The organism is Corynebacterium sp. 335C, assembly GCF_053525695.1.
In genome coordinates, this window is the sequence record NZ_JASTTB010000003.1 from 69,242 (window position 1) to 88,849 (window position 19,608).

Genomic DNA, 19,608 nt, shown 5'->3' on the forward strand with positions numbered 1-19,608 from the left:
AACGGCGGCGACCCTCCGCCAAGGGGCGGCCGGCCGTCTGAAGGCGAAGGGGGTGCGTCTCGACGTCCCTCCGCCATTCGGGCGAGGGAACTCGTGCGTTGTGTGCCACCCTGCCGCCGCGCCCGCGATCCCGACCTGGGCTTTTGCAGGCCGCCGCGGCGGATTTCTGGCCACTTTTGCACGGGTGCCGGGTGCCGGACGCCGGAACCCCGACACGGCGTCGCGGCGTCTTGGTTGCGCCCCGGCGCCCCGACAACGCCCCCGCAAACGCCCCGGCACGCCGAACGGCCCCGGCCGGACGCGTGGTCCGGGCCGGGGCCGTGGCGTGCGGGGCCGTGGGGCGCGAGCAATACCGGCAGCGCGGCGAGTGCTACCGCGGCGCGAGCGGCGCCTGCAGCGCCATCGCTATCGCATCGCTACCGCACGCCCTCGAAGCGGCGGAGCACCCAGTTCTTGAGCGCCAGCATGAGGACGCCCAGGACGATGGCGGCGATGCCGAGGGAGATGAAGAACGTGCGCTCGGCGCCGGCGTCCTCCGGGTTGTAGAAGCCGGCGAGGGAGCCGGACAGGGCGGTGCCCATGGAGACGGCCATCAGCCAGACGGCCATCATGCGGGACGGGAACGCGTCGGGGGCGACCTTGGTGGCCAGGGAGTTGCCGACCGGGGAGAGCAGCAGCTCGCCCATGGTGAACAGGAACAGGATCCAGACGATGGCGATCATCGGCGTGGAGTTCGCCCCGCCGCCGGAGAACGGAAGGAAGAAGAACAGGGAGATGCCGATGATGATGTTGGCGATTCCGAACTTCACCGGGGTGGATGGCTGGCGGTTGCCCAGCTTGGTCCACAGGGCGGCGAAGATGCCCGCGAAGACGATGATGAACAGCGGGTTGAAGGACTGGACCATGCCCGGCGGGACCTCCCAGCCGAAGAGGTTGCGGTCGAGTCGCTGGTCGGAGTAGATGGCCAGGACGGTGAACTGCTGCTGGAAGATGCCGAAGAACAGGACGCCGGAGATGAACATCGGGATGAAGCCGATGAGGCGGTGCTTCTCGTGGTCGCGGGTGAGCGGGGAGAAGTACATCTGGCACCAGAGGGCGACGGCGGAGGCGAGGGCGACGAGGGTCACGAGGTTGGACAGCTGGTCGAGCGGGATGATGCCGCCGCCGATGAGCAGGACGATGGCGCCGACGACGATGACGGTGCCGGCGCCCCAGGGCAGGTACTGCTTGGCGGGCAGGGGGTTGGGGACGCCGTGGCCGGCGTCGCGGATGGTGTCCTTGCGCATCAGGATGTACTGGATGAGGCCGAGGGCCATGCCGATGGCGGCGATGCCGAAGCCCCAGTGGAAGCCCTTCCAGCCCCAGATGGCGTTGGTGATGAGCGGGCCGAAGAGGCCGCCGATGTTGACGCCCATGTAGAAGATGGAGAAGCCGGCGTCGCGGCGGGGGTCCTCGCGGCTGTAGAGCTGGCCGAGGACGACCTGGGCGTTGGTCTTGACGCCGCCGGAGCCGATGGCGATGCAGACGAGGCCGATGGCGAGGCCGGTGACGCCGGGGACGAGGGCCAGGGAGATGTGGCCGATCATGACGAGGATGGCGGACCAGAAGAGGGTCCGCTCGGATCCGAGGAGCCGGTCGGCGACGAACGCGGCGGCGAGGGCGGCCATGTAGACGAGGCCGCCGTAGGCGCCGACGATGGAGGTGGCGACGGCCTCGGGCATGCCCAGTCCGCCGTCGGTGACGGCGTAGTACATGTAGTAGACGAGGATGCCCTGCATGCCGTAGAAGCTGAAGCGCTCCCACATCTCCACGCCGAACAGGTTGGCCAGGCCCCAGGGCTGGCCGAAGAAGGTCCGTCCGCCGCGGTCGACGGCGGTGGCGCCGCCCGCGGTGCTGTGTGCTGAAGGTCGGGCGCCGTCGTGCGCCGGATCCGTCGGTTTTTCTGCCATGAACGGCATTATCCCGCGCCGTTGTTTCGCGGTCGTGACGGGGTCCCCTTATTTCCGCAGGATGTGCATCAGATCACACCGGGTGCGCGGGTGCCGGCGTCCGCGTCGTTGCTTTGCGACGCCTGCCGCGCCGGTGCGTCGGCGCCGGTCGCGCGGCGGTCCTGCCGGGGCGTCCGCCGCGGCGGGCGGGTGCCCGCCGCGGCCCGGCGCAGGTCAGCGGCGGCGGGCGACGGCGGCGGCGATGGCGCGCCAGCCGAGGAGCACGACGGCGCCCATGACCGTCGCGACGATGATGAACGACCAGTGGGGGAACGCGGCGTGGCGGATGCCCCAGATGCCGAGGCCGATGACGGCGGCGGACAGCCACACGATGACGCCGCCCCATCGGACGGGGCGCACGTGCTGCTTGAGGGCGACGGCGATGCCCCAGCCGGCGACGACGCCGAGGAGGAACGGCCACCACGTGTCCAGCACGTTGACGAGGGTGAACGGGTCCTCGGGGGTGTTGTGCGCCAGGCGGGCGAGGATGGCGAAGACGAGGATCGCCAGGACGTCGGCGATCATCGTGGCGCCGGCGGACGGGGTGCCCGCGGCGGGCGCGGTGGCGGGGGAGGTGTTCATCGTTTCTGCTCCTGGTCGGCGGTGACGTCGGGTGATGCGGCGGCCTCCAGCGTATCCCCGTCCGCGGCGTCCCGGGCCCCTGCGTCCACGGCGCCCGCCGGAGCGGCGGCGGCCGGGGCCCCGCCGCCGGACGCGGCCGCCGCACCGTCGGCGTCCCCGTCCGCGGTGCGGGGGTCGACGCCGTCGAAGCCCAGCAGGAAGACGGCCCAGCCGACGAAGGCGGGCAGCACGAAGGAGACGGCGCGGTAGAGCAGCACGGCGGCGAAGGCGTCGGAGCCGACCATGCCGCCGGCGACGAGGGTGCCGGTGAGGACGGCCTCGACGGGGCCGACGCCGCCCGGCGTCGCCTGGATGAACCCGGCGACCTTGCCGGTGACGAAGGCGAGCAGCACGCCGGTCAGCGAGACGCCGTCGACGCCGATCGCGCGGACGGCGGCGTAGAGGCACAGCACGTCGGCGAGCCAGTTGAGCAGGGAGAACGTGAAGACCTGGCCGAGGTGCGGCAGCGTCAGCCGGACCTCCGTCAGCTGGGCGATGCGGGCGGCGAGGGCGTCGCCGCCCTGCTCCGCGGGCCGGCGGCGCAGCCGGTTGACGCCGCCGAGGATCCAGCGGGCCAGCTTCTCGATGAGGGTGGTGTTCCGGGAGAACCACCACAGCGCCAGCGTCAGCGCGAGCACGGCGACGCCGGTGGCGATGAGCATCGTCGGCGCCGGCTGCCGGCCGATGAAGAAGAGGCTGACGACGGCGAGCGCCGCCAGGCCCAGGAAGCTCAGGGCGCCGGAGAACACCACGAACCAGCTGACGACGACGGCGGACGCGCCCCACTGCAGCTGCCGACGCACCTGCAGGGCGGTGGCGAAGGCGACGCCGCCGGGCACCGACACCGACCAGGCGTTGGCGGTGAGGGTCAGCGCGTTCGTCGACGCCATCGTCGCGCGGCGCACGCCGGCGGCGCGGAACAGCAGCCGCATGACCTCGGCCATGGCGAAGAACGCCACGGCGATGGCGAGGACGGAGGCGAGGACCCAGCCGGGCTCGGCGGTCGTCAGGGTCAGCCAGCCCTCGGCGATGAGCTCGCGGTTGGCGTACGCGAGGACGGCGCAGACGATCAGGACGACGGCGCCGACGGCGACGCGCAGCACCCGGCGCATGGCCGGCGACGGGCCCTTCATCGGCCCTCCTTCGGTCCGGTGCCGTAGACGCCGGCGCGGTCGGCCGGGCCCTCGCCGGGGCGGGGGCCGGGGCCGGGCAGGGCGCGCGGCCGGCCGGGGGCGACGCGGCGCGCGGGTGCGCCGGACGGCTCCTCCGCCTCGTGGGCGCCGTGGCGGCGGATCGGGGCGTCGTCACGCACGGCCACCTGCGCACCCGCATCCGCGGGGGCGACGGCGATGGCGCGCGACCCCGCGGCGGCCGGGGCGTGGGGCTCCGCGGAGGCGGACCCGGAGGACGCGGACGCGGCCGGAGCCGGGGTGGCGTCGGCGGCCGGGGCGGCCGGAACCGGGCCCGCCGGCGCCGCCGACCCGTGGCCGAGCCGGCGCGAGATGCGCGTGACCCAGGCGGGCGCCCACCAGCAGTCGTCGCCCAGCAGCTTCATCACCGCGGGCACGAGCAGCAGGCGGATGACCGTCGCGTCGAGCGCCAGGGCGGCGATCATGCCGAAGGCGATGTACTTCATCATCACGATGTCGGAGAACGCGAACGCGCCGGCCACGACGATCATGATGAGCGCCGCCGCCGTGATGATGCCGCCCGTGTTCGCCGTGCCGAACCGCACCGCGTGCTCCGTCGACGCGCCGTCCTCCCGGTCCTCCACCATGCGGGAGACCAGGAAGACCTCGTAGTCCGTCGACAGGCCGTAGATGATGGCGACGATGAGCACGAGCACCGGGCTCATCAGCGGGCCCGGCGTGAAGCCCAGCAGGTCCGCGCCGACGCCGCCGACGAACATCGCCGTCAGGATGCCGAGCGTCGCGCCGAGGCCCAGCGTCGTCATGATGACGGCCTTCGCCGGCAGGATGACCGACCCGAAGACGAGCGCCATGAGGATGAACGTCGCCACCGTCATGTACAGCAGCATCAGCGGCAGGGTGGCGAACAGCGCCTCGATGGACTCGATCTCCATCGCCGGGGTGCCGGCGACGAGGACCTCCGCGTCGCCCGGCGGGTCGATGGCCCGCAGCTCGTCGATGATGCGGTCGTTGTCGGCGCGGTCGGCGATGCCGGCGGACAGGACGGTGACGCCGTCCTTCGTCGGCTGCGCCACCTGGAACCGGCCGGTCAGGCCCTCGATGCCCGCCGTCTGCTGGACGACGTGGCCGACGGCCGACGGGTCGCCGCCGTCGCGGACGACGAGCTTCACCGGGTCGGTGCGCATCGTCGGGAACAGCTCGTCGAACCGCTCCTGCGCCACGCGGGTCGGCTCGTCCGGCGGCAGGTACGTCTCGTTGATGCCGCCGAAGCGGATGCCCGCCATCGGCAGGGTCAGCGCCAGCAGCGCGATGCAGATGCCGACGGCGACGGTGCGCGGCCGCTTCATCGCCCACCGCGGGATCCGGCCCCACGCGCTGTTCATCTGCTGCTCGCGGGTGCGGCCGGCGCGGCGCACCGACCACTTGTCGATGTTCGGGCCGAGCAGCGCGAACAGCGACGGCAGCACCGTCAGCGACAGCAGCGCCGCCAGGCCGACGGCCGACATCGCGCCGTAGGCGACCGACTTGAGGAACGCCTGCGGGAACAGCAGCAGGCCCGACAGCGCCACCGCCACCATCGCGGCGGAGAACACCACCGTCTTGCCGGCGGTCGCCGTCGTGTTGGCGACGGCCCGCGGCACGGGCACGCCCTCCGCCATCTCCTCGCGGAAGCGGGACACCATGAACAGGCCGTAGTCGATGGCCAGGCCGAGGCCCAGGAGCGTGACGACGGACTGCGCGAACGTGTTGACCTGCGTTACCGACGCCAGGACGGAGAGGATGCCGAGCGAGCCGGCGATGGACAGGATGCCGACCGTCAGGGGCATCGCCGCGGCGATGACGCCGCCGAATACGATGAGCAGCAGCACCGCGACGACGGGCAGGCCGATGAGCTCGGCGCGCTTGATGTCGCCGGCCATGCCCTCGTCGAGCGCGCCCGCGATGGGGGTGGCGCCGGCGACCTGCATGTCGATGCCCTCGGCGGGGATGGCGTCCTCGATGGCCCGGTAGTTCTTCAGCACCTCGTCGGCGGTGCCCTCCAGGCCGATGGCGACGAACGCCGTGCGCTTGTCGGGCGTCGCCTGCTGCGCGAAGCCCGTCTCGAAGTAGCTGGTGACGTGCGCGATGTTCGCGTCGTGCTCCGCCGCCAGGCGGTGGAAGTGGTCGTTGACGCGCTGCGCCAGCGCCGGGTCGTCGACCGTCGTGCCCTCCGGCGCGTCGACGAGGACGATGACGTCGCCCGAGTCGTCGCGGCCGAAGACCTCCTGCTCGATCTGCGCCGCCCGCGTCGACTCGGAGCCCGGGTCGTCCCAGCCCTCCGTGTCCATCCGCTCGCCGAGCTTCGTGCCGGCCAGCAGGTACAGGGCGAGGATCCCCGCCACGACGACGACGGGGACGAGGATGCGGTGGCGGGCGGCGACGGCGCCCCAGCGGAAGAACACGGCCGGCTACCTCCCGGCGACCAGATCGGTGAGCGGGCGGAACGGCTGCAGCCAGGCGCCCTCGTCCGGCAGGGAGTCGAGGTCGGCGCGCGGCAGCGGCTCCCGGAACACCCCCTCGATGTCCTCCAGATCGATGAACTCGATCATGTCGGACTGCTGGGCCCACGCCGCGTGCTCGTGGAAGCCGATGACCGTCACCGGGACGTTCGCCGCGGCGAGCTCCTCCAGGCGGTCCTGGAAGTTGCGGCCGTCGGCGCTGGCGACGACGACGCTGCGCAGCACGCCCTCGCCGTCGCGGCGGTCGATGTGGTCGATCATGTCGGGGTCGATGTCGTCGTCCTCCGACTGCTTCGGCTTCGCGAACACGGCGAAGCCGACGTTGCGCAGCGCCTCCACCCACGGGCGGATGGTCTCCGCGCCGCCGGGGGCGACGTTGGTGAAGACGGTGGCCTCCGGCTCCACGTCCTCGCCGAGCTCCTCCGACAGGCGCTCCGCGCGGGCGACGAGCCACCGGCCGACGGCGTCGAAGCGCGGCCGGTGCGCGGCGGTCGGGCGGGTGCCCAGCAGGGAGCCCAGGCCCATGTCGATGTTCGGCGCGTCCCAGACCAGCAGCAGGGTCGGGAAGTCCTGGGGCGCGGAGCGGTACTGGTGACGCTGGACGCTCATCGGGGATCCTCCTCGTCGGCCGTGGCCGCGCCGCCGGCCGGGCCGGTGGCGGCGTCGCCGGACGCCGCGGCGGCGGCGCCGGCGCCGGCGCGGTTCTCGTCGTCACGCGCGACGACCTCGGCGGCCACGCCCTCGCGGCGGCGCCACACGTACTCGTGGATGCTGTAGTCCATGTTGAGGCCGCGGGCCTCGAACTTCGTCGTCGGGCGGTCGAGCAGCAGCGGGGACTCCGGCCACGGCCACGGCATCGGCTCCAGCGCCGGCTCCACGCCGACGAGCTCGTCGATCCACTCGGCGTAGCCCGGGTGGTCCGTCGCCACGTGCAGGACGCCGCCCGGCGCCAGGCGCGACGCGATGAGCCGCAGCGTGCCCGACTGGATGATGCGCCGCTTGTGGTGGCGGGCCTTCGGCCACGGGTCCGGGAAGAACACGCGCACGCCGGCGAGCGAGCCGGGCGCGATCATGCGCTGCAGCACCTCGACGCCGTCGCCGCGGACCATGCGGATGTTGTCCACGCCGCCGCGCACCGCCGCGCCCAGCAGCTTCGCCAGGCCCGGGCGGTACAGCTCCACCGCGATGATGTTGTGGTCGGCCTCGCGCGGGGCCATCGCGACGGTGGAGGTGCCGGTGCCGCAGCCGATCTCCACGACCGTCGGGCCGGGGCGGCCGAACCACTCCTCCACGTCGATGACCTCGTCGGACAGCGTCCGGCCGTAGCGGTCCCAGTTCTCGTCCCAGGTGCGGGCCTGGTTGTCGGTGAGGGTGCCGCGGCGGAAGGACACGCCGCCGATGCGCGGGTAGTCCAGGTCGCCGCCGAACTCGGTCTGCGGCGGGCGGCCGTAGGGCAGCGCGCCCTTGCCGAACTCCGCCTCGTGGTCGTGGGCGGCGGTGCCGGGGGCGTCGGTGGTGGCGGCGTCGGTCGCGTGGCCGGCGTCGGCCGCGGTCGCGTCGGTGCCGCCGGGAACGTCGGCGGCGTCGGGAATATGAGGATTATCGGTAGTCATCGCGTCCATTGTGGCCGATGAGGGTGGCCTCGCCCCAACCCCGGGTGGGCGCGTCGCCGCATCGTGGACGCCCCGCGGCCGCCGTCTTCCGTTTCCCGCCCCGGTGTGGACAACCCCGGGAGGGCCCTCGCGCCGGGCCCCGCGGGCGGCGATGATGGCCCGCGACGGCGGCCGCCGGGCCGCCCGGGGAGGGGAACCCATGCTGGCCGACGGGGCATCCGACGCGGACGCGATCGACGCGGACGCGGCGCTGCGGGACCGGGCGGTGGCCTGGCTCGCCGCGGCGCCGGCCGCCGACCCCGCCGCACCCGCGGTGGCGGAGGCCCTGGAGGACGCGACGGGCGCGCCGTGCGTCGTCGTCCGCGGGCCCGCCGGGTCGGGTGCGGCGGATCTCGCCGCCGCGCTGGCCGCCGAGCCCGCCGCCCGCGGCTGGCGGGTGCATGCGGAGGAGGGGACGGTCGCCGCGCGCCACGCCGACGCCGCGGTCGTCCTGGACCGCGACCCCGCCCGCCCGCCGCGGCCGGGGGAGGCGGTGGCCCGGCCGGGCGCGGACGCCCCGGGCGTCGCCGCCGCGGTCGCGGAGGTGCTTGACGACGGGGCCCGCGTGGCCGCCGCCCGCCGCACCCGGCTGCGCGCCGGGCTGGCGGAGGCCGCGGCGGCGTGCCCCGATTCCCGCGACGGCCTGGAGGCGCTGCTGTGGGCGTGACCGTGACCCTGACCGGGCCCGCGGCGGGGTGGGCCGACCTCACCGCGCTGCGGGCGGCGGGAGTGGAGACGACGGAGGGCCGCCATCCCGTCGTCCTCGTGGCCGTCGACGCGGCGCTGGAGCCCGCGCCCGCCGATCTGGAGCTCATCCGGGCGGTCAGCGGCGCCACCGGCCGCTGCGCCGTGGTCCTGGCGGGCGACGATCCGGCCGGCCGGTGGCGCGCCGCCGTTCCGGCCCCCGTGCCCGTCGCCCGGCCGGACGCCGCGCTGGCCCGGGAACTGGAGCTCATGGCCGCCGCCCCGCCGGACCCCGTCGACCCGACGCCGGGGCGGCTGCGGCGGGAGGGCCTGCGCCGGGCCCTGGAGGCGGAGCGCACCGGACGCGCCGCCCGCCTGCGCGCGGCGGAGCGGGAGTGGCGGGCCGCCGTGCCCGCCGCCGTCGCCGACGCGCTGGACGGCGTCGCCCCCGACGCGGACGCCGCCCGCCGCATCCGCGACGCCGCTGACCTGGACGCCGCGTCGCGCCGGGCGGCGCTGCGGGTGGCCGACGCCCTCGGGACGGACCCGCCCGCCTGCCCGCCGGCGGCGGACCCGCCGCGCCGGGCCGCGGCCGCCGACGCCGCCCTGGCGCTGCTGGCGCTCGGCGCCGGACTGGGCGCGGGCCGGATGCTGGCGGAGCCGCTGGCTGCGGTCGGGCTGCCGGACGCCGCGGTCGCCGTGGCCGCGGCGGTGGCGGGGCTGGTGACGGCGGGCATCGTCGTCGCCGCGCGGCTGCGCGCCCGCGGCGACGCCGGGCGCTCCAGCTGGATCGGCGCGCACCTGGTGCGCCTGCGCCGGGCGTGGGAGCGGGATCTGGCCGGGCTGGAGCCGCCGCCCGCGCCGGCGGGCTGGCGGGCCCGGCACCTGGCGGCGGAACTGGAGGGGGAGAGGCGATGACGGACATCTTCGACGCGCTGGCGGGCGACTGGCCCGGTGGGCCGGGCGACACCTCGGGCCCGGCCGGCGCCGACGGTGGCGCGCACCCGGAGCCGGGGGCGGGCGCCGCGCCGGGCGGCGCGGACGGCTTCGGGGCCGGCGCGGGCGGCATCGGCGCGGGCTCCGGCGGCGGCATGCTCGTCCGCCTCGGCGACGCGGTGCTGGACCTCGGGCCGGTCGACGCGGAGCCGGGGGTGGCCGACTCGGTGACGCTGGCGGACGACGACGGGCTGACGATTTACACGGACACCGACGGCGACGGGACGGTCGACGAGATCGTCACCGTGCGGTTCGACGGGACGTGGGAATCGTGGGACACCTCGGACGCCCCCACGGACGGGGGAGGGGCCGGGCGGGCGGCCGGTTCCTGGGGTGCGGCGGACTGGGAACTTCGGGAGTCCGGAACATGGGGGTGACCAGCGGGGGAGACGACCCGCGCAGTTCGGGCGGGAAACGCCGTGGTCGTGCACAAAGTTGCATGCGAGGGGGCGGCGGAAACGGGCGGGCGTCGGTAGCCTTGAACCCGAGACGGGAATCGACAAGTCAGGAGAACTGATGTCCGCAACCACCATCCCGGGCCTGGAGGGCCAGGCCCCGACCGAGAACGCCGAGCTGCTCCGCTGGATCGCCGAGGTCGTCGAGCTCACCACCCCGGACAAGGTGGTGTTCTGCGACGGTTCCGACGAGGAGTGGAACCGCCTCACGGAGGAGCTCGTGGAGAAGGGCACGCTGATCAAGCTCAACGAGGAGAAGCGCCCGAACTCCTTCCTGGCCCGCTCCAACCCGGCCGACGTCGCCCGCGTCGAGTCGCGCACCTTCATCTGCTCCGAGAAGGAGGAGGACGCCGGCCCGACGAACAACTGGTTCGACCCGGCCAAGATGAAGGCCGAGATGACCGAGCACTACCGCGGCTCCATGAAGGGCCGCACCATGTACGTGGTGCCGTTCTGCATGGGCCCGATCACCGACCCGGAGCCGAAGCTGGGCGTCCAGCTCACCGACTCCCCGTACGTGGTGCTGTCCATGCGCATCATGACCCGCATGGGCCAGGACGCGCTGGACAAGATCGGCCCCGAGGGCGACTTCGTGCACGCGCTCCACTCCGTCGGCGCCCCGCTCGCCAAGGGCGAGGAGGACGTCGAGTGGCCGTGCAACGACGAGAAGTACATCACCCAGTTCCCCGACACCAAGGAGATCTGGTCCTACGGCTCCGGCTACGGCGGCAACGCCATCCTGGCCAAGAAGTGCTACGCCCTGCGCATCGCCTCCGTCATGGCGAAGGAGGAGGGCTGGATGGCCGAGCACATGCTCATCCTGAAGCTGACCTCCCCGGAGGGCAAGAACTACCACGTGTGCGCCGCCTTCCCGTCGGCCTGCGGCAAGACCAACCTGGCGATGCTCACCCCGACCATCGAGGGCTGGAAGGCCGAGGTCGTCGGCGACGACATCGCCTGGCTGAAGTTCGGCGAGGACGGCCACCTCTACGCCGTCAACCCGGAGAACGGCTTCTTCGGCGTCGCCCCGGGCACCAACTACGACTCCAACCCGAACGCCATGAAGACCATGGAGCCGGGCAACACCCTGTTCACCAACGTCGCGCTCACCGATGACGGCGACGTCTGGTGGGAGGGCATGGAGAACAAGCCGGACCACGCCATTGACTGGAAGGGCCACGAGTGGACCCCGGATTCGGATGAGCCGTCCAGCCACCCGAACTCCCGCTACTGCACCCCGATCGCCCAGTGCCCGGTCGCCGCGCCGGAGTACGACGATCCGAAGGGCGTCAAGGTCGACGCGATCCTGTTCGGCGGCCGCCGCCCCGACACCGTGCCGCTGGTGACCCAGTCCTTCAACTGGCAGCACGCCACCTTCATCGGCGCGACCCTGGCCTCCGGCCAGACCGCCGCGTCCGCGGAGGCCAAGGTCGGCTCCCTGCGCCACGACCCGATGGCCATGCTGCCGTTCATCGGCTACAACGTCGGCGACTACCTGCAGCACTGGATCGACATGGGCGTCAAGGGCGGCGACAAGATGCCGCCGGTCTTCCTGGTCAACTGGTTCCGCCGCGGCGACGACGGCCGCTTCCTGTGGCCGGGCTTCGGCGACAACTCCCGCGTCCTGAAGTGGATCGTCGACCGCATCGAGGGCCGCGTCGACGCCCGCGAGACCGTCGTCGGCCACACCGCCAACGCGGAGGACCTGGACCTCACCGGCCTGGATACCCCGATCGAGGACGTCAAGGAGGCGCTGCGCGCCCCGGCCGCCAAGTGGCAGGGCGACCTCGCCGACAACGAGGCGTGGCTGAAGTCCCTCGGCGACCGCGTCCCGCAGGAGATCTGGGACGAGTTCGAGGCGCTGAAGAAGCGCGTCGAGGACAAGATCGCCGCGAACAAGTAAAGGCGATTCCCGCACGGACGCCCGTCCCCGCGACCACGGTCACGGGGGTGGGCGTTCCCGCGTCTCCGGGGCCCTTCGCCGACCGGCCCCGAACCCCGCCGGCGACCGCCCCGACCGGGGTGGCCGCGTAATCGGCGTGTCGCGTGCGGGTTTAGGATGGAGGGCAGGAGGAGGTGCCCGCCGTGCAGTTGACGATGTTCTCGGACCTGGCGCTGCGCATGATCATGCGCATGGCCGTCGAGGACGACGGGACCCGCTTCACCGCCGCCGGCGTCGCCGACGAGCTGCACGCCTCCCGCGCCCACGTCTCCAAGATCGTCACCCGCCTCGCCGACATGGGCGCCGTGACGTCCGTGAAGGGCCGCGGGGGCGGCATCTACCTCGCCGACGGCGCCCGCGACATGACCGTCGGCCGCATCCTCCGCGACCTGGAGGCCGGCGAGGTCGTCGACTGCATGCACCTCGACTGCCCGATGCTGCCCGCCTGCGGCCTCCGCGGCGAGCTCGCCCGGGCGCAGGAGGCGTTCTTCCGCCACCTCGACGGAGTGCGCATCGGGTCGCTCGTCGAGCGCAAACCCGTGGCGCTCGGCACGAGCATCGGGGTGCGCTCGCCGCTCTAGCGCAGGCTCCGCACGGGGCCCGGCGTCGTTCGCGTGACGACGTGCCGGGCCCGTTTTTTGTTCGCCACCAGCAGTGGACGCCGTTCAAGCGCACTATCTGAACGGCGATCAGACGGGGATGCCCCGCCGGTGCCCGCGTACGCGGAGATGAAGGCGTCCGGCCCGTCGGCCGAGTCGATCCGGAGGTCGGAGGGGATGCCCTCCGGGAACCAGGCGCCGTCGGCGCTGGCGATGACGCCGCCGGGGCGCACCAGCCGCGACCAGGCGCGCAGCGCGCCGACGGGGTCCGGCAGCGTCCAGAGGACGTAGCGGGATGCGACGGCGTCGAAGGGCGGGGTGACGGTCACGCCGTCCTCGCCGGTCCCGCCGCCGGCCGAGGCGCCGTCCCCGCCGAGCGCCGCCGCCGGGGCGAGCGCGTCGCCGTGGACGAAGCGGGGTCCGTCGCCGGCGAGGCGCGCCCGCCGCAGCATGCCCTCGGCGGAGTCGAGGCCCGTCACGTCGTGGCCCGGGCCCGCCAGCAGGTGGGTGAGGAACCCGGAGCCCGTGCCGACGTCGAGGATCCGCGCAGGTCGCGGCGGCAGGACGGAGCCGAAGACCGCCGCCCACGCCGCCCGATCGTGCGGCGCGCGGGGCGTGTCCGCCTGGCCGCGGTGGTAGGCGTCCGCGCGGCCCGACCAGTACCGGTCGAGGCGCGCCTGCAGTCGGTCCGCAGCCGGGCATGCGGGCGCGTCGGTCCGCAGCCGATCCGCGTCCGCGGGGGACCCGCCGCCGGCCCGCGGCTCATTCGCGGGGGCGCCGGCGGCGCCGCCGCCATCTCGCGGCGGGCTCCCGGCGGCGTCGGGAACGGAAGGGGGCGGGGGGGACGTCGTCACGCATCGAACAGGGAACCTACCTGCGCAGATGCGCGGACGGGGGTGGACCGCGACTTCTCAGGCGCCTTTAATGCGCAGCGCCAATGCGCCTTTAGTGCTACGCTCCCGGACATCGTCAGAACGACGCGGCCATCCACCCGAGGAGGTTCCAGCCATGACCGCCACCATCAACGCCCCCATCACCGTCAAGAAGAGCGCCCTGTCCCCGGAGCACGCGGAGATCGTCCGCGCCACCCTCCCCGCCGTCGGCGCCGCCATCGGCGACATCACCCCGAACTTCTACCGCCGCATGTTCGCCGCCCACCCGGAGCTCATCGCCGACACGTTCAACCGCGGCAACCAGAAGCAGGGCGCCCAGCAGCGCGCCCTCGCCGCCTCCGTCGCCACCTTCGCGACGATGCTCGTCGACCCCGAGGCCCCCGCCCCCGAGGAGCTCCTCGCCCGCATCGGCCACAAGCACGTCTCCGTCGGCATCCGCGAGGACCAGTACCCGATCGTCCACAAGCACCTGTTCGACGCCATCGAGGAGGTCCTCACCCCCGACGTCTTCCAGGGCGACGTCCGCGCCGCCTGGGACGCCGTCTACCTGGAGATGCAGCGCGTCCTCGTCGACTTCGAGAACGGCCTCTACTCCGAGCGCGGCGTCGCCGCCGGCGACGTCTTCCGCGCCGCCCGCATCGCCCGCCGCGAGGAGCTCGGCGACGACGTCCTCCGCCTCACGTTCACGCTCGACGACGGCACGGTCCCCGAGTTCCGACCCGGCCAGTACATCTCCGTCCGCTGGACCATGGCCGACGGTGCCCGCCAGCTGCGCCAGTACTCCCTGACCGGCGTGCCCGGCGAGCCGCTCAGCGTCGCCATCCGCCGCGTCGACTCCGTCGGCGACGACCCCGCCGGCGAGGTCTCCACCGCCCTGTGGGAGCAGGCGCACGAGGGCGACGCCATCGAGATCTCCCTGCCCGCCGGCGACCTCGTCCTCGACGAGGACGCCGACACCCCGGTGGTGCTCATCTCCGCCGGCATCGGCGCGACCCCGATGCTCGGCATGCTCGCCCACCTCGCCCGCACCGGCTCCCGCCGCCGCGTCCTGGCCCTCCACGCCGACCACTCCGAGGCCCGCGACGCCCTGCGCGCCGACCGCGACGCCGCCGTCGCCGAGCTCGCCGACGCCGACGCCCGCACCTGGTACGCCCCCGAGCTGATGAACCTCGCCGACGTCGACCTGCCCGCCGACGCCGACTACTACCTGTGCGGCGGCAACGGCTTCCTCCAGGCCGTCCGCGACCAGCTCGCCGAGGCCGGCGTCGACCGCGACCGCGTGCACTTCGAGCTGTTCGGCCCCAACGACTGGCTGCTCGACCGCTAGACCCGGGCGGCGCGGCCGCGCTCCCGCGGCAGCCCTCCCCGTGCGACCCACTCCGGTCCGTCCCGCCCCGCGCGGCACGGGCCGGAGTCGTCGTCTCCGGGGCCGGGGCCCGGTGCGCGCGGACGACGCGTGCGGCCGCGTCGTTCCCCGGCGCGGGTCTGGTGTGCGCGAACGGGGTCCCGGCTGCCGAATGCCCTCCATCCTGCGGGGTCGTCGCCCCGCCCCTTCCCGGATGGACCGGTTCCGGCAAACGGGACCTACATATACCGGGGTCCCATCCGCCGAAACCGCTCCGTCTGGCGCCAGGGGGCGGCGGGTGGGGTGGCCGCGGGCGTTCTAACGGGGTCCCGTCCGCCGAAACCGCACCGTCCACGGTGGGGGAGCCCCGCCCCGGCCCCGCCCCGGCGCCCCGTCTCCCCGCGGCGGGGGCATAATGGCCGCCATGAGCGACAACCACGAGTCCACCGACGGCCGCTACGACGCTGGCATCCGCGTCCGCCGCGACGTCATGGGCGACGACTTCGTCGACGCCGCCCTGTCCCGCAACGCCGGCACCGACGGCGAGGACCTGCAGCGCCACATCACCGAGACCGTCTGGGGCTCCGTCTGGACCCGCGAAGGACTGGCCAAGCGCGACCGCAGCCTCCTCAACATCGGCATGCTCGTAGCGCTGCGCGCCACCGGTGAGCTCCGCGGCCACGTCCGCGGCGGCCTGCGCAACGGCCTCACCCGCGAGGAGATCGTCGAGGCCGTCATCCAGACCGCCGGCTACTGCGGCGCCCCCGCCGCCCTGTCCGCCATGAAGGTCGTCCAGGAGGTCCTGGTCGAGGAGCTCGGCGAGCGCGGCGAGTAGCTCTCACCGACGGACGCCCGCCGCGGCCGCCCGCCCGCGGCCGTCCGCCCGCGGTTCGCGTGGGCGCGGCCGCCGGGCGGTGTCCGTCGTCACGCGACGACGCGGGCGCGCCTCAGCCCGCCATCTCGAGCAGCAGGCCGCGCAGCAGCTCCGCCGCGTCGGGCAGCGCCGCGAGGAACGCGTCGGCGCCCTCCGCCGCCTCGTCGTGGATGATGCAGTACTCCACGTGATCGGCGTGCGGCGTGTAGTTCACGCCGAAGCCGCCCTCGACCGTCGGCGCGAAGGCGTAGCGGACGATCTGGGCGTCGGAGCCGATGGACGTCGTCGACAGGAAGCCAGTGCGCGCCGCGGCGATGCCCGGGTCGTCGAACAGCGCCGGGATGGCGTCGAGGCGGCCGCGGGCGACGGCCTCCTCCGCCGTGAACCGCAGCGCCCACAGGTGGCGGTCGAAGCCGGCGCCGGCCTTGCACGCCTTCACCCAGCCGCGGTGGGCGTCGAGCGCCGCGCGGAGGAGATCGGCGGGGGAGGCCCCGTCGTCACGTGAACCGGCGAGCGCACGCGCGAGCGCCACCGCCTCCGGCGTCACCGCGCGCAGGCACTCGGTGCGGCCGGCGCGGTATTCGCGCATGTCGACGGCCTCGTACACCGCGCGCACCCGGCCGAACGCCAGCTGCTGCGCGATGGACAGGATGAACTGGGCCAGCGCGTCGGCGCTGACCTTGAACGGCAGCTCGTCGGCGGGCACGCGGGGGACGTCGAGGATGCGGACGCGCAGCCGGCCGGCCGCGCCGTCGTAGGCGGCGATGCGCTCGCGCAGCTCGCCGGCGGTCTCCGCGTCGGGGGCCCAGCGCAGCTCCTCCGGCTCCGGGGCGTCGGCCGCGCCGGACATCACCGTCGTGCCCTGCAGCCGGCGGATCGCGGTGACCAGCGTGGCGCCGTCGACCGTCGAATGCTCGACGTGCAGGCACGACCACCCGCCGTCGACCGCCAGCTCGTACGTCACCGGCTTGTACGCCCAGGCGTGGCCGGCGTCGAACGCGCAGCGGCGCAGCAGCTCCGCCTCGTCCGCGTCGCCCTGGTCGACGAGGTTCACCATGCACAGGAAGTCGGCGAGCCGCTCGTGCGCCGCCGCGTTCGCCGGGTCCTCCAGCATGCGGTCCAGCAGCGGCGCCAGCTCGCTCGAGCCCAGGTGGGACGGCGCGAGGAAGGGCACCGCGTCCGCGTCGCCGTCCGCGCCGGCGAGCTCCAGGAGCTTTGCGACGGCACCCCGCAGCGCATCGACCGGAAGCGGATGGCCCCGGTCGTCCGACACGCGCACCGCCCACACGCGGCCGTTCCGGGAGACGCCGACCTCGCGGTTCGCCGACCCCGACACGTCGCGCAGCACCATGTCGCCGCCCTCCGCGGGGACGCGGACGCCGCCGGCGAGGCACTCCCACTGGCCCGGGTCGGTGAGGTTGCCGCGGGCGTCGACCTCCGTCGGCATCAGGCCGCCGGCCTGCAGCAGGTGCAGCGAGGCGATGCGGTGCAGCGCCTCCGCCACCCGGTCGACGCCCTCCCCGGCGGTATCGAGGCGGAACCGGAAGCCGACGTTCGTCGTCAGCGGCAGCGGCGTGCGGACGGTCAGGTAGTCCTGCAGCCACCGGCCCGCCAGCCAGCTCGAGCCGTTCGCGGCGCGCTCGGCGGCGAAGTCGAGGAGGCGCTCCTGCAGCGCTGGGCCCTCGCCGTCCTCCGCGATGAAGGCGTCGAACGCGGCGCGCGTGGCCCGCGTCGTCGCGTCGTCGGCGACGGCGGACACGGCGCGGACGACGCGGTCGGCCGTGTCGGCGAGCTCGGGGACGGGCAGGGGCTTGCCGGCGCCCGGCTGGGCGCCCGTGGTCGCGGTGGCGGTCATTCCTCCAGGTTAGCGCCGCCGCCGCGGCGGGGGAGGGGGCGGCGCGCCGGTCGGCGGCGCGTCGCCCCGTCGTCGCGCCCCTACTTCGCGGCGGCCTCCGGCGGATCCAGCGGCATGCCGGACTTCGCGCGGTAGAACGGCACCTCCTCCTGGGAGATCGGCGCCAGCGGGGTGCGGCCGGCGATGAGGTCGGCGGCCTTCTCCGCGATCATCATCGTCGGGGCGTAGATGTTGCCGTTCGTGATGCCCGGCATGACGGACGCGTCGACGACGTAGAGGCCCTCGGTGCCGTGGACCTGCATCGTCTCCGGGTCGACGACGGCCATCTCGTCGTCGGCGGGGCCCATCATGCAGGTGCAGGACGGGTGCAGCGCCGTCTCGGCGTCGCTGCGGACCCACTCCAGGATCTCCTCGTCGGTCTGGACGGCCTCGCCCGGGGAGGTCTCGCGGTCCCAGTACTCGCGCATCGCCGGGGTGTCCAGCAGCTTGCGGGAGGTGCGGATGGCCTCCACCCACTCGCGGCGGTCCTGCTCGGTGGCGAGGTAGTTGAACACGATCTCGGGCTTCTTCGCCGGGTCGGACGACGTGATGCGCACGTGGCCCTTCGTGTCGGAGTACATCGGGCCGACGTGGAACTGGAAGCCGTCGTCGCCGTCCGGCTTCGTGCCGTCGTAGCGCATGGCCAGCGGCAGGAAGTGGAACATGAGGTTCGGGTAGGCCTCGTCGTCGTTGGAGCGGGCGAAGCCGCCGGCCTCGAAGTGGGACGTGGCGACCGGGCCGGTCTTCGTCAGGATCCAGCGCAGGCCGATGAACGGCCAGCGCCACTTCTCCAGCCAGCGCTGGGAGCTGACCGGCTGGGTGCAGTTGTACTGGACGTAGACCTCGAGGTGGTCCTGCAGGTTCTCGCCGACGCCCGGGAGGTGCTTGACGACGTTGACCCCGACCTCGTTGAGCAGCTTCTCGTCGCCGATGCCGGACAGCTGCAGCAGCTGCGGGGAGTTGAACGCGCCGCCGCAGAGGATGACCTTGTCGGTGCGCACCTGGTGGGTGCGGCCCTTCCAGCGGTACTCGACGCCGACGGCCTTGGTGCCCTCGAAGATGACGCGGGTGGTGTAGGCGCGGGTGCGCAGCTCCAGGTTCGGGCGGTCGAGCACCGGGTGGAGGTAGGCGCGGGCGGCCGACAGGCGGGTGCCCTTGTCGATGTTGGCGTCGAACGGGCCGAAGCCCTCCTGGCGGTAGCCGTTGACGTCCGGGGTGTAGTGGTAGCCGGCCTGCTCGATGGACTTGAAGAACGCCTCGAACAGCGGGGAGTCGGCCGGGCCGCGCTTCATGCGCAGCGGGCCGTCGTGGCCGCGGCGCGGATCGTCGTCGGAGCCGAGGGCGGTCTCCATGCGCTTGAAGTAGGGCAGGCAGGACTCCCAGCCCCAGTTCTCCAGGCCCTTGCGGTTGCCCCACTTCTCGTAGTCCATGGGGTTGCCGCGCTGGAAGATCTGGCCGTTGACGGAGGAGGAGCCGCCGACGACCTTGCCGCGCGCGTGGTAGATGCGGCGGCCGTGCATCTCCGGCTCCGGCTCCGACTCGTAGCCCCAGTCGTAGAAGCGGTTGCCGATGGGGAAGGAGAACGCCGAGGGCATGTGGATGTACAGGTCCCACAGCGAGTCCATGCGGCCGGCCTCGAGGACCAGTACGTCGGTGGTGAAGTCGTCGGACAGGCGGTTCGCCAGCACGGAGCCGGCGGAGCCCGCGCCGACGATCACGACGTCGCGGTGCTCGACGGTCGCGGGCCGGCGCCTCCTGCGGAAGCCGGCGAGGGGAAATGCAGCCATGGTTCCTCCTGTGTTCTCACGTCTCGGCCCCGGTCGCCCGCGACGGCGTCGTCGCGGACCCGGGGCCGGCCCCGCCCGGCCGGGCGGGTGATTCCCGTTCAGTTTCCCACAGGCCGATGCCCCCGGTCCACCCCGTCGCAACGCACCGCGGCGACCCGGCGCTTCCCCGCGCGAACTGCGGCGATGGTTCGTTTTCAAAATGAAGGGCGTCCGCGGCGGCTCCCCCGGA

16 protein-coding genes are annotated in these 19,608 nt (G+C 73.9%); 7 read left to right on the forward strand and 9 right to left on the reverse strand.

From position 1 onward, the window contains the following. Window positions 1-416: 416 nt before the first annotated feature. The 6 genes from QQS41_RS10195 to trmB all read right to left on the reverse strand — a co-directional run bounded on the left by QQS41_RS10195 (window position 417) and on the right by trmB (window position 7,715). Window positions 417-1,958: a peptide MFS transporter gene (locus QQS41_RS10195; protein ID WP_448852620.1), complete on the reverse strand. Its 1,542-nt coding sequence runs from the start codon at window positions 1,956-1,958 to the stop codon at window positions 417-419. Window positions 1,959-2,162: 204 nt separating this feature from the next. Further along, on the reverse strand, window positions 2,163-2,570 hold the full coding sequence (locus QQS41_RS10200; protein ID WP_448852621.1) for a DUF3054 domain-containing protein: 408 nt from the start codon (window positions 2,568-2,570) through the stop codon (window positions 2,163-2,165). Beyond that, window positions 2,567-3,742: a lysylphosphatidylglycerol synthase transmembrane domain-containing protein gene (locus QQS41_RS10205; protein WP_448852622.1), complete on the reverse strand. Its 1,176-nt coding sequence runs from the start codon at window positions 3,740-3,742 to the stop codon at window positions 2,567-2,569. The genes QQS41_RS10200 and QQS41_RS10205 overlap by 4 nt, the downstream gene beginning before the upstream one ends. Next, window positions 3,739-6,201 carry an MMPL family transporter gene (locus QQS41_RS10210; RefSeq protein WP_448852623.1) on the reverse strand — a complete coding sequence of 821 codons (2,463 nt, stop codon included), beginning with the start codon at window positions 6,199-6,201 and terminating at the stop codon, window positions 3,739-3,741. Before QQS41_RS10210 ends, QQS41_RS10205 begins: the two co-directional genes overlap by 4 nt. Before the next feature lie 6 nt (window positions 6,202-6,207). Then, the gene (locus QQS41_RS10215; RefSeq protein WP_448852624.1) at window positions 6,208-6,867 is read right to left on the reverse strand and encodes an NYN domain-containing protein; all 660 of its coding nucleotides are present in this window, start codon (window positions 6,865-6,867) and stop codon (window positions 6,208-6,210) included. Continuing rightward, entirely contained in the window at window positions 6,864-7,715 is an 852-nt protein-coding gene (trmB, locus tag QQS41_RS10220; RefSeq protein ID WP_448852886.1) for a tRNA (guanosine(46)-N7)-methyltransferase TrmB, read from the reverse strand. The genes QQS41_RS10215 and trmB overlap by 4 nt, the downstream gene beginning before the upstream one ends. A 355-nt stretch (window positions 7,716-8,070) precedes the next feature. Here trmB and QQS41_RS10225 point away from each other — a divergent pair, with 355 nt between their 5' ends. The 5 genes from QQS41_RS10225 to QQS41_RS10245 all read left to right on the forward strand — a co-directional run bounded on the left by QQS41_RS10225 (window position 8,071) and on the right by QQS41_RS10245 (window position 12,568). Then, window positions 8,071-8,577, forward strand: coding sequence for a hypothetical protein (locus QQS41_RS10225; RefSeq protein WP_448852625.1), 507 nt, complete (start codon window positions 8,071-8,073; stop codon window positions 8,575-8,577). Next, a complete protein-coding gene (locus QQS41_RS10230) occupies window positions 8,574-9,512 on the forward strand; it encodes a hypothetical protein (protein ID WP_448852626.1) in 939 nt (312 codons plus the stop codon). Before QQS41_RS10225 ends, QQS41_RS10230 begins: the two co-directional genes overlap by 4 nt. After that, window positions 9,509-9,967: a DUF6802 family protein gene (locus QQS41_RS10235; protein ID WP_448852627.1), complete on the forward strand. Its 459-nt coding sequence runs from the start codon at window positions 9,509-9,511 to the stop codon at window positions 9,965-9,967. The genes QQS41_RS10230 and QQS41_RS10235 overlap by 4 nt, the downstream gene beginning before the upstream one ends. A gap of 139 nt (window positions 9,968-10,106) precedes the next feature. Continuing rightward, on the forward strand, window positions 10,107-11,948 hold the full coding sequence (locus QQS41_RS10240; protein WP_448852628.1) for a phosphoenolpyruvate carboxykinase (GTP): 1,842 nt from the start codon (window positions 10,107-10,109) through the stop codon (window positions 11,946-11,948). 182 nt (window positions 11,949-12,130) lie between these two features. Further along, a complete protein-coding gene (locus QQS41_RS10245; RefSeq protein ID WP_448852629.1) occupies window positions 12,131-12,568 on the forward strand; it encodes an Rrf2 family transcriptional regulator in 438 nt (145 codons plus the stop codon). On the opposite strand, the gene QQS41_RS10250 is transcribed toward QQS41_RS10245, so the two are convergent. After that, window positions 12,565-13,440, reverse strand: a complete 876-nt coding sequence (locus QQS41_RS10250; RefSeq protein ID WP_448852630.1) for a class I SAM-dependent methyltransferase — start codon at window positions 13,438-13,440, stop codon at window positions 12,565-12,567. The genes QQS41_RS10245 and QQS41_RS10250 overlap by 4 nt on opposite strands. Window positions 13,441-13,594: 154 nt before the next feature. On the opposite strand from QQS41_RS10250, the gene QQS41_RS10255 reads away from it, so the two are divergent. After that, on the forward strand, window positions 13,595-14,806 hold the full coding sequence (locus tag QQS41_RS10255; RefSeq protein ID WP_448852631.1) for a globin domain-containing protein: 1,212 nt from the start codon (window positions 13,595-13,597) through the stop codon (window positions 14,804-14,806). A gap of 442 nt (window positions 14,807-15,248) precedes the next feature. Then, complete coding sequence (locus tag QQS41_RS10260; protein WP_448852632.1) at window positions 15,249-15,659, forward strand: carboxymuconolactone decarboxylase family protein; 411 nt, start codon at window positions 15,249-15,251, stop codon at window positions 15,657-15,659. Window positions 15,660-15,771: 112 nt separating this feature from the next. Here QQS41_RS10260 and QQS41_RS10265 read toward each other — a convergent pair whose 3' ends face one another. After that, window positions 15,772-17,553 carry a choline/carnitine O-acyltransferase gene (locus QQS41_RS10265; RefSeq protein ID WP_448852633.1) on the reverse strand — a complete coding sequence of 594 codons (1,782 nt, stop codon included), beginning with the start codon at window positions 17,551-17,553 and terminating at the stop codon, window positions 15,772-15,774. An 80-nt stretch (window positions 17,554-17,633) separates the two neighbouring features. Next, window positions 17,634-19,379, reverse strand: coding sequence for a choline dehydrogenase (gene betA, locus QQS41_RS10270; RefSeq protein ID WP_448852634.1), 1,746 nt, complete (start codon window positions 19,377-19,379; stop codon window positions 17,634-17,636). Window positions 19,380-19,608 lie beyond the last annotated feature (229 nt).

What these genes read in the sequence shown, in the direction of transcription:
- QQS41_RS10195 (WP_448852620.1), bottom strand. Translation starts at nt 1,958, where the DNA reads ATGCCGTTCATGGCAGAAAAACCGACGGATCCGGCGCACGACGGCGCC.
- QQS41_RS10260 (WP_448852632.1), top strand. Translation starts at nt 15,249, where the DNA reads ATGAGCGACAACCACGAGTCCACCGACGGCCGCTACGACGCTGGCATC.
- QQS41_RS10235 (WP_448852627.1), top strand. Translation starts at nt 9,509, where the DNA reads ATGACGGACATCTTCGACGCGCTGGCGGGCGACTGGCCCGGTGGGCCG.
- QQS41_RS10205 (WP_448852622.1), bottom strand. Translation starts at nt 3,742, where the DNA reads ATGAAGGGCCCGTCGCCGGCCATGCGCCGGGTGCTGCGCGTCGCCGTC.
- QQS41_RS10225 (WP_448852625.1), top strand. Translation starts at nt 8,071, where the DNA reads ATGCTGGCCGACGGGGCATCCGACGCGGACGCGATCGACGCGGACGCG.
- QQS41_RS10215 (WP_448852624.1), bottom strand. Translation starts at nt 6,867, where the DNA reads ATGAGCGTCCAGCGTCACCAGTACCGCTCCGCGCCCCAGGACTTCCCG.
- QQS41_RS10255 (WP_448852631.1), top strand. Translation starts at nt 13,595, where the DNA reads ATGACCGCCACCATCAACGCCCCCATCACCGTCAAGAAGAGCGCCCTG.
- betA (WP_448852634.1), bottom strand. Translation starts at nt 19,379, where the DNA reads ATGGCTGCATTTCCCCTCGCCGGCTTCCGCAGGAGGCGCCGGCCCGCG.
- QQS41_RS10265 (WP_448852633.1), bottom strand. Translation starts at nt 17,553, where the DNA reads ATGACCGCCACCGCGACCACGGGCGCCCAGCCGGGCGCCGGCAAGCCC.
- QQS41_RS10240 (WP_448852628.1), top strand. Translation starts at nt 10,107, where the DNA reads ATGTCCGCAACCACCATCCCGGGCCTGGAGGGCCAGGCCCCGACCGAG.
- QQS41_RS10200 (WP_448852621.1), bottom strand. Translation starts at nt 2,570, where the DNA reads ATGAACACCTCCCCCGCCACCGCGCCCGCCGCGGGCACCCCGTCCGCC.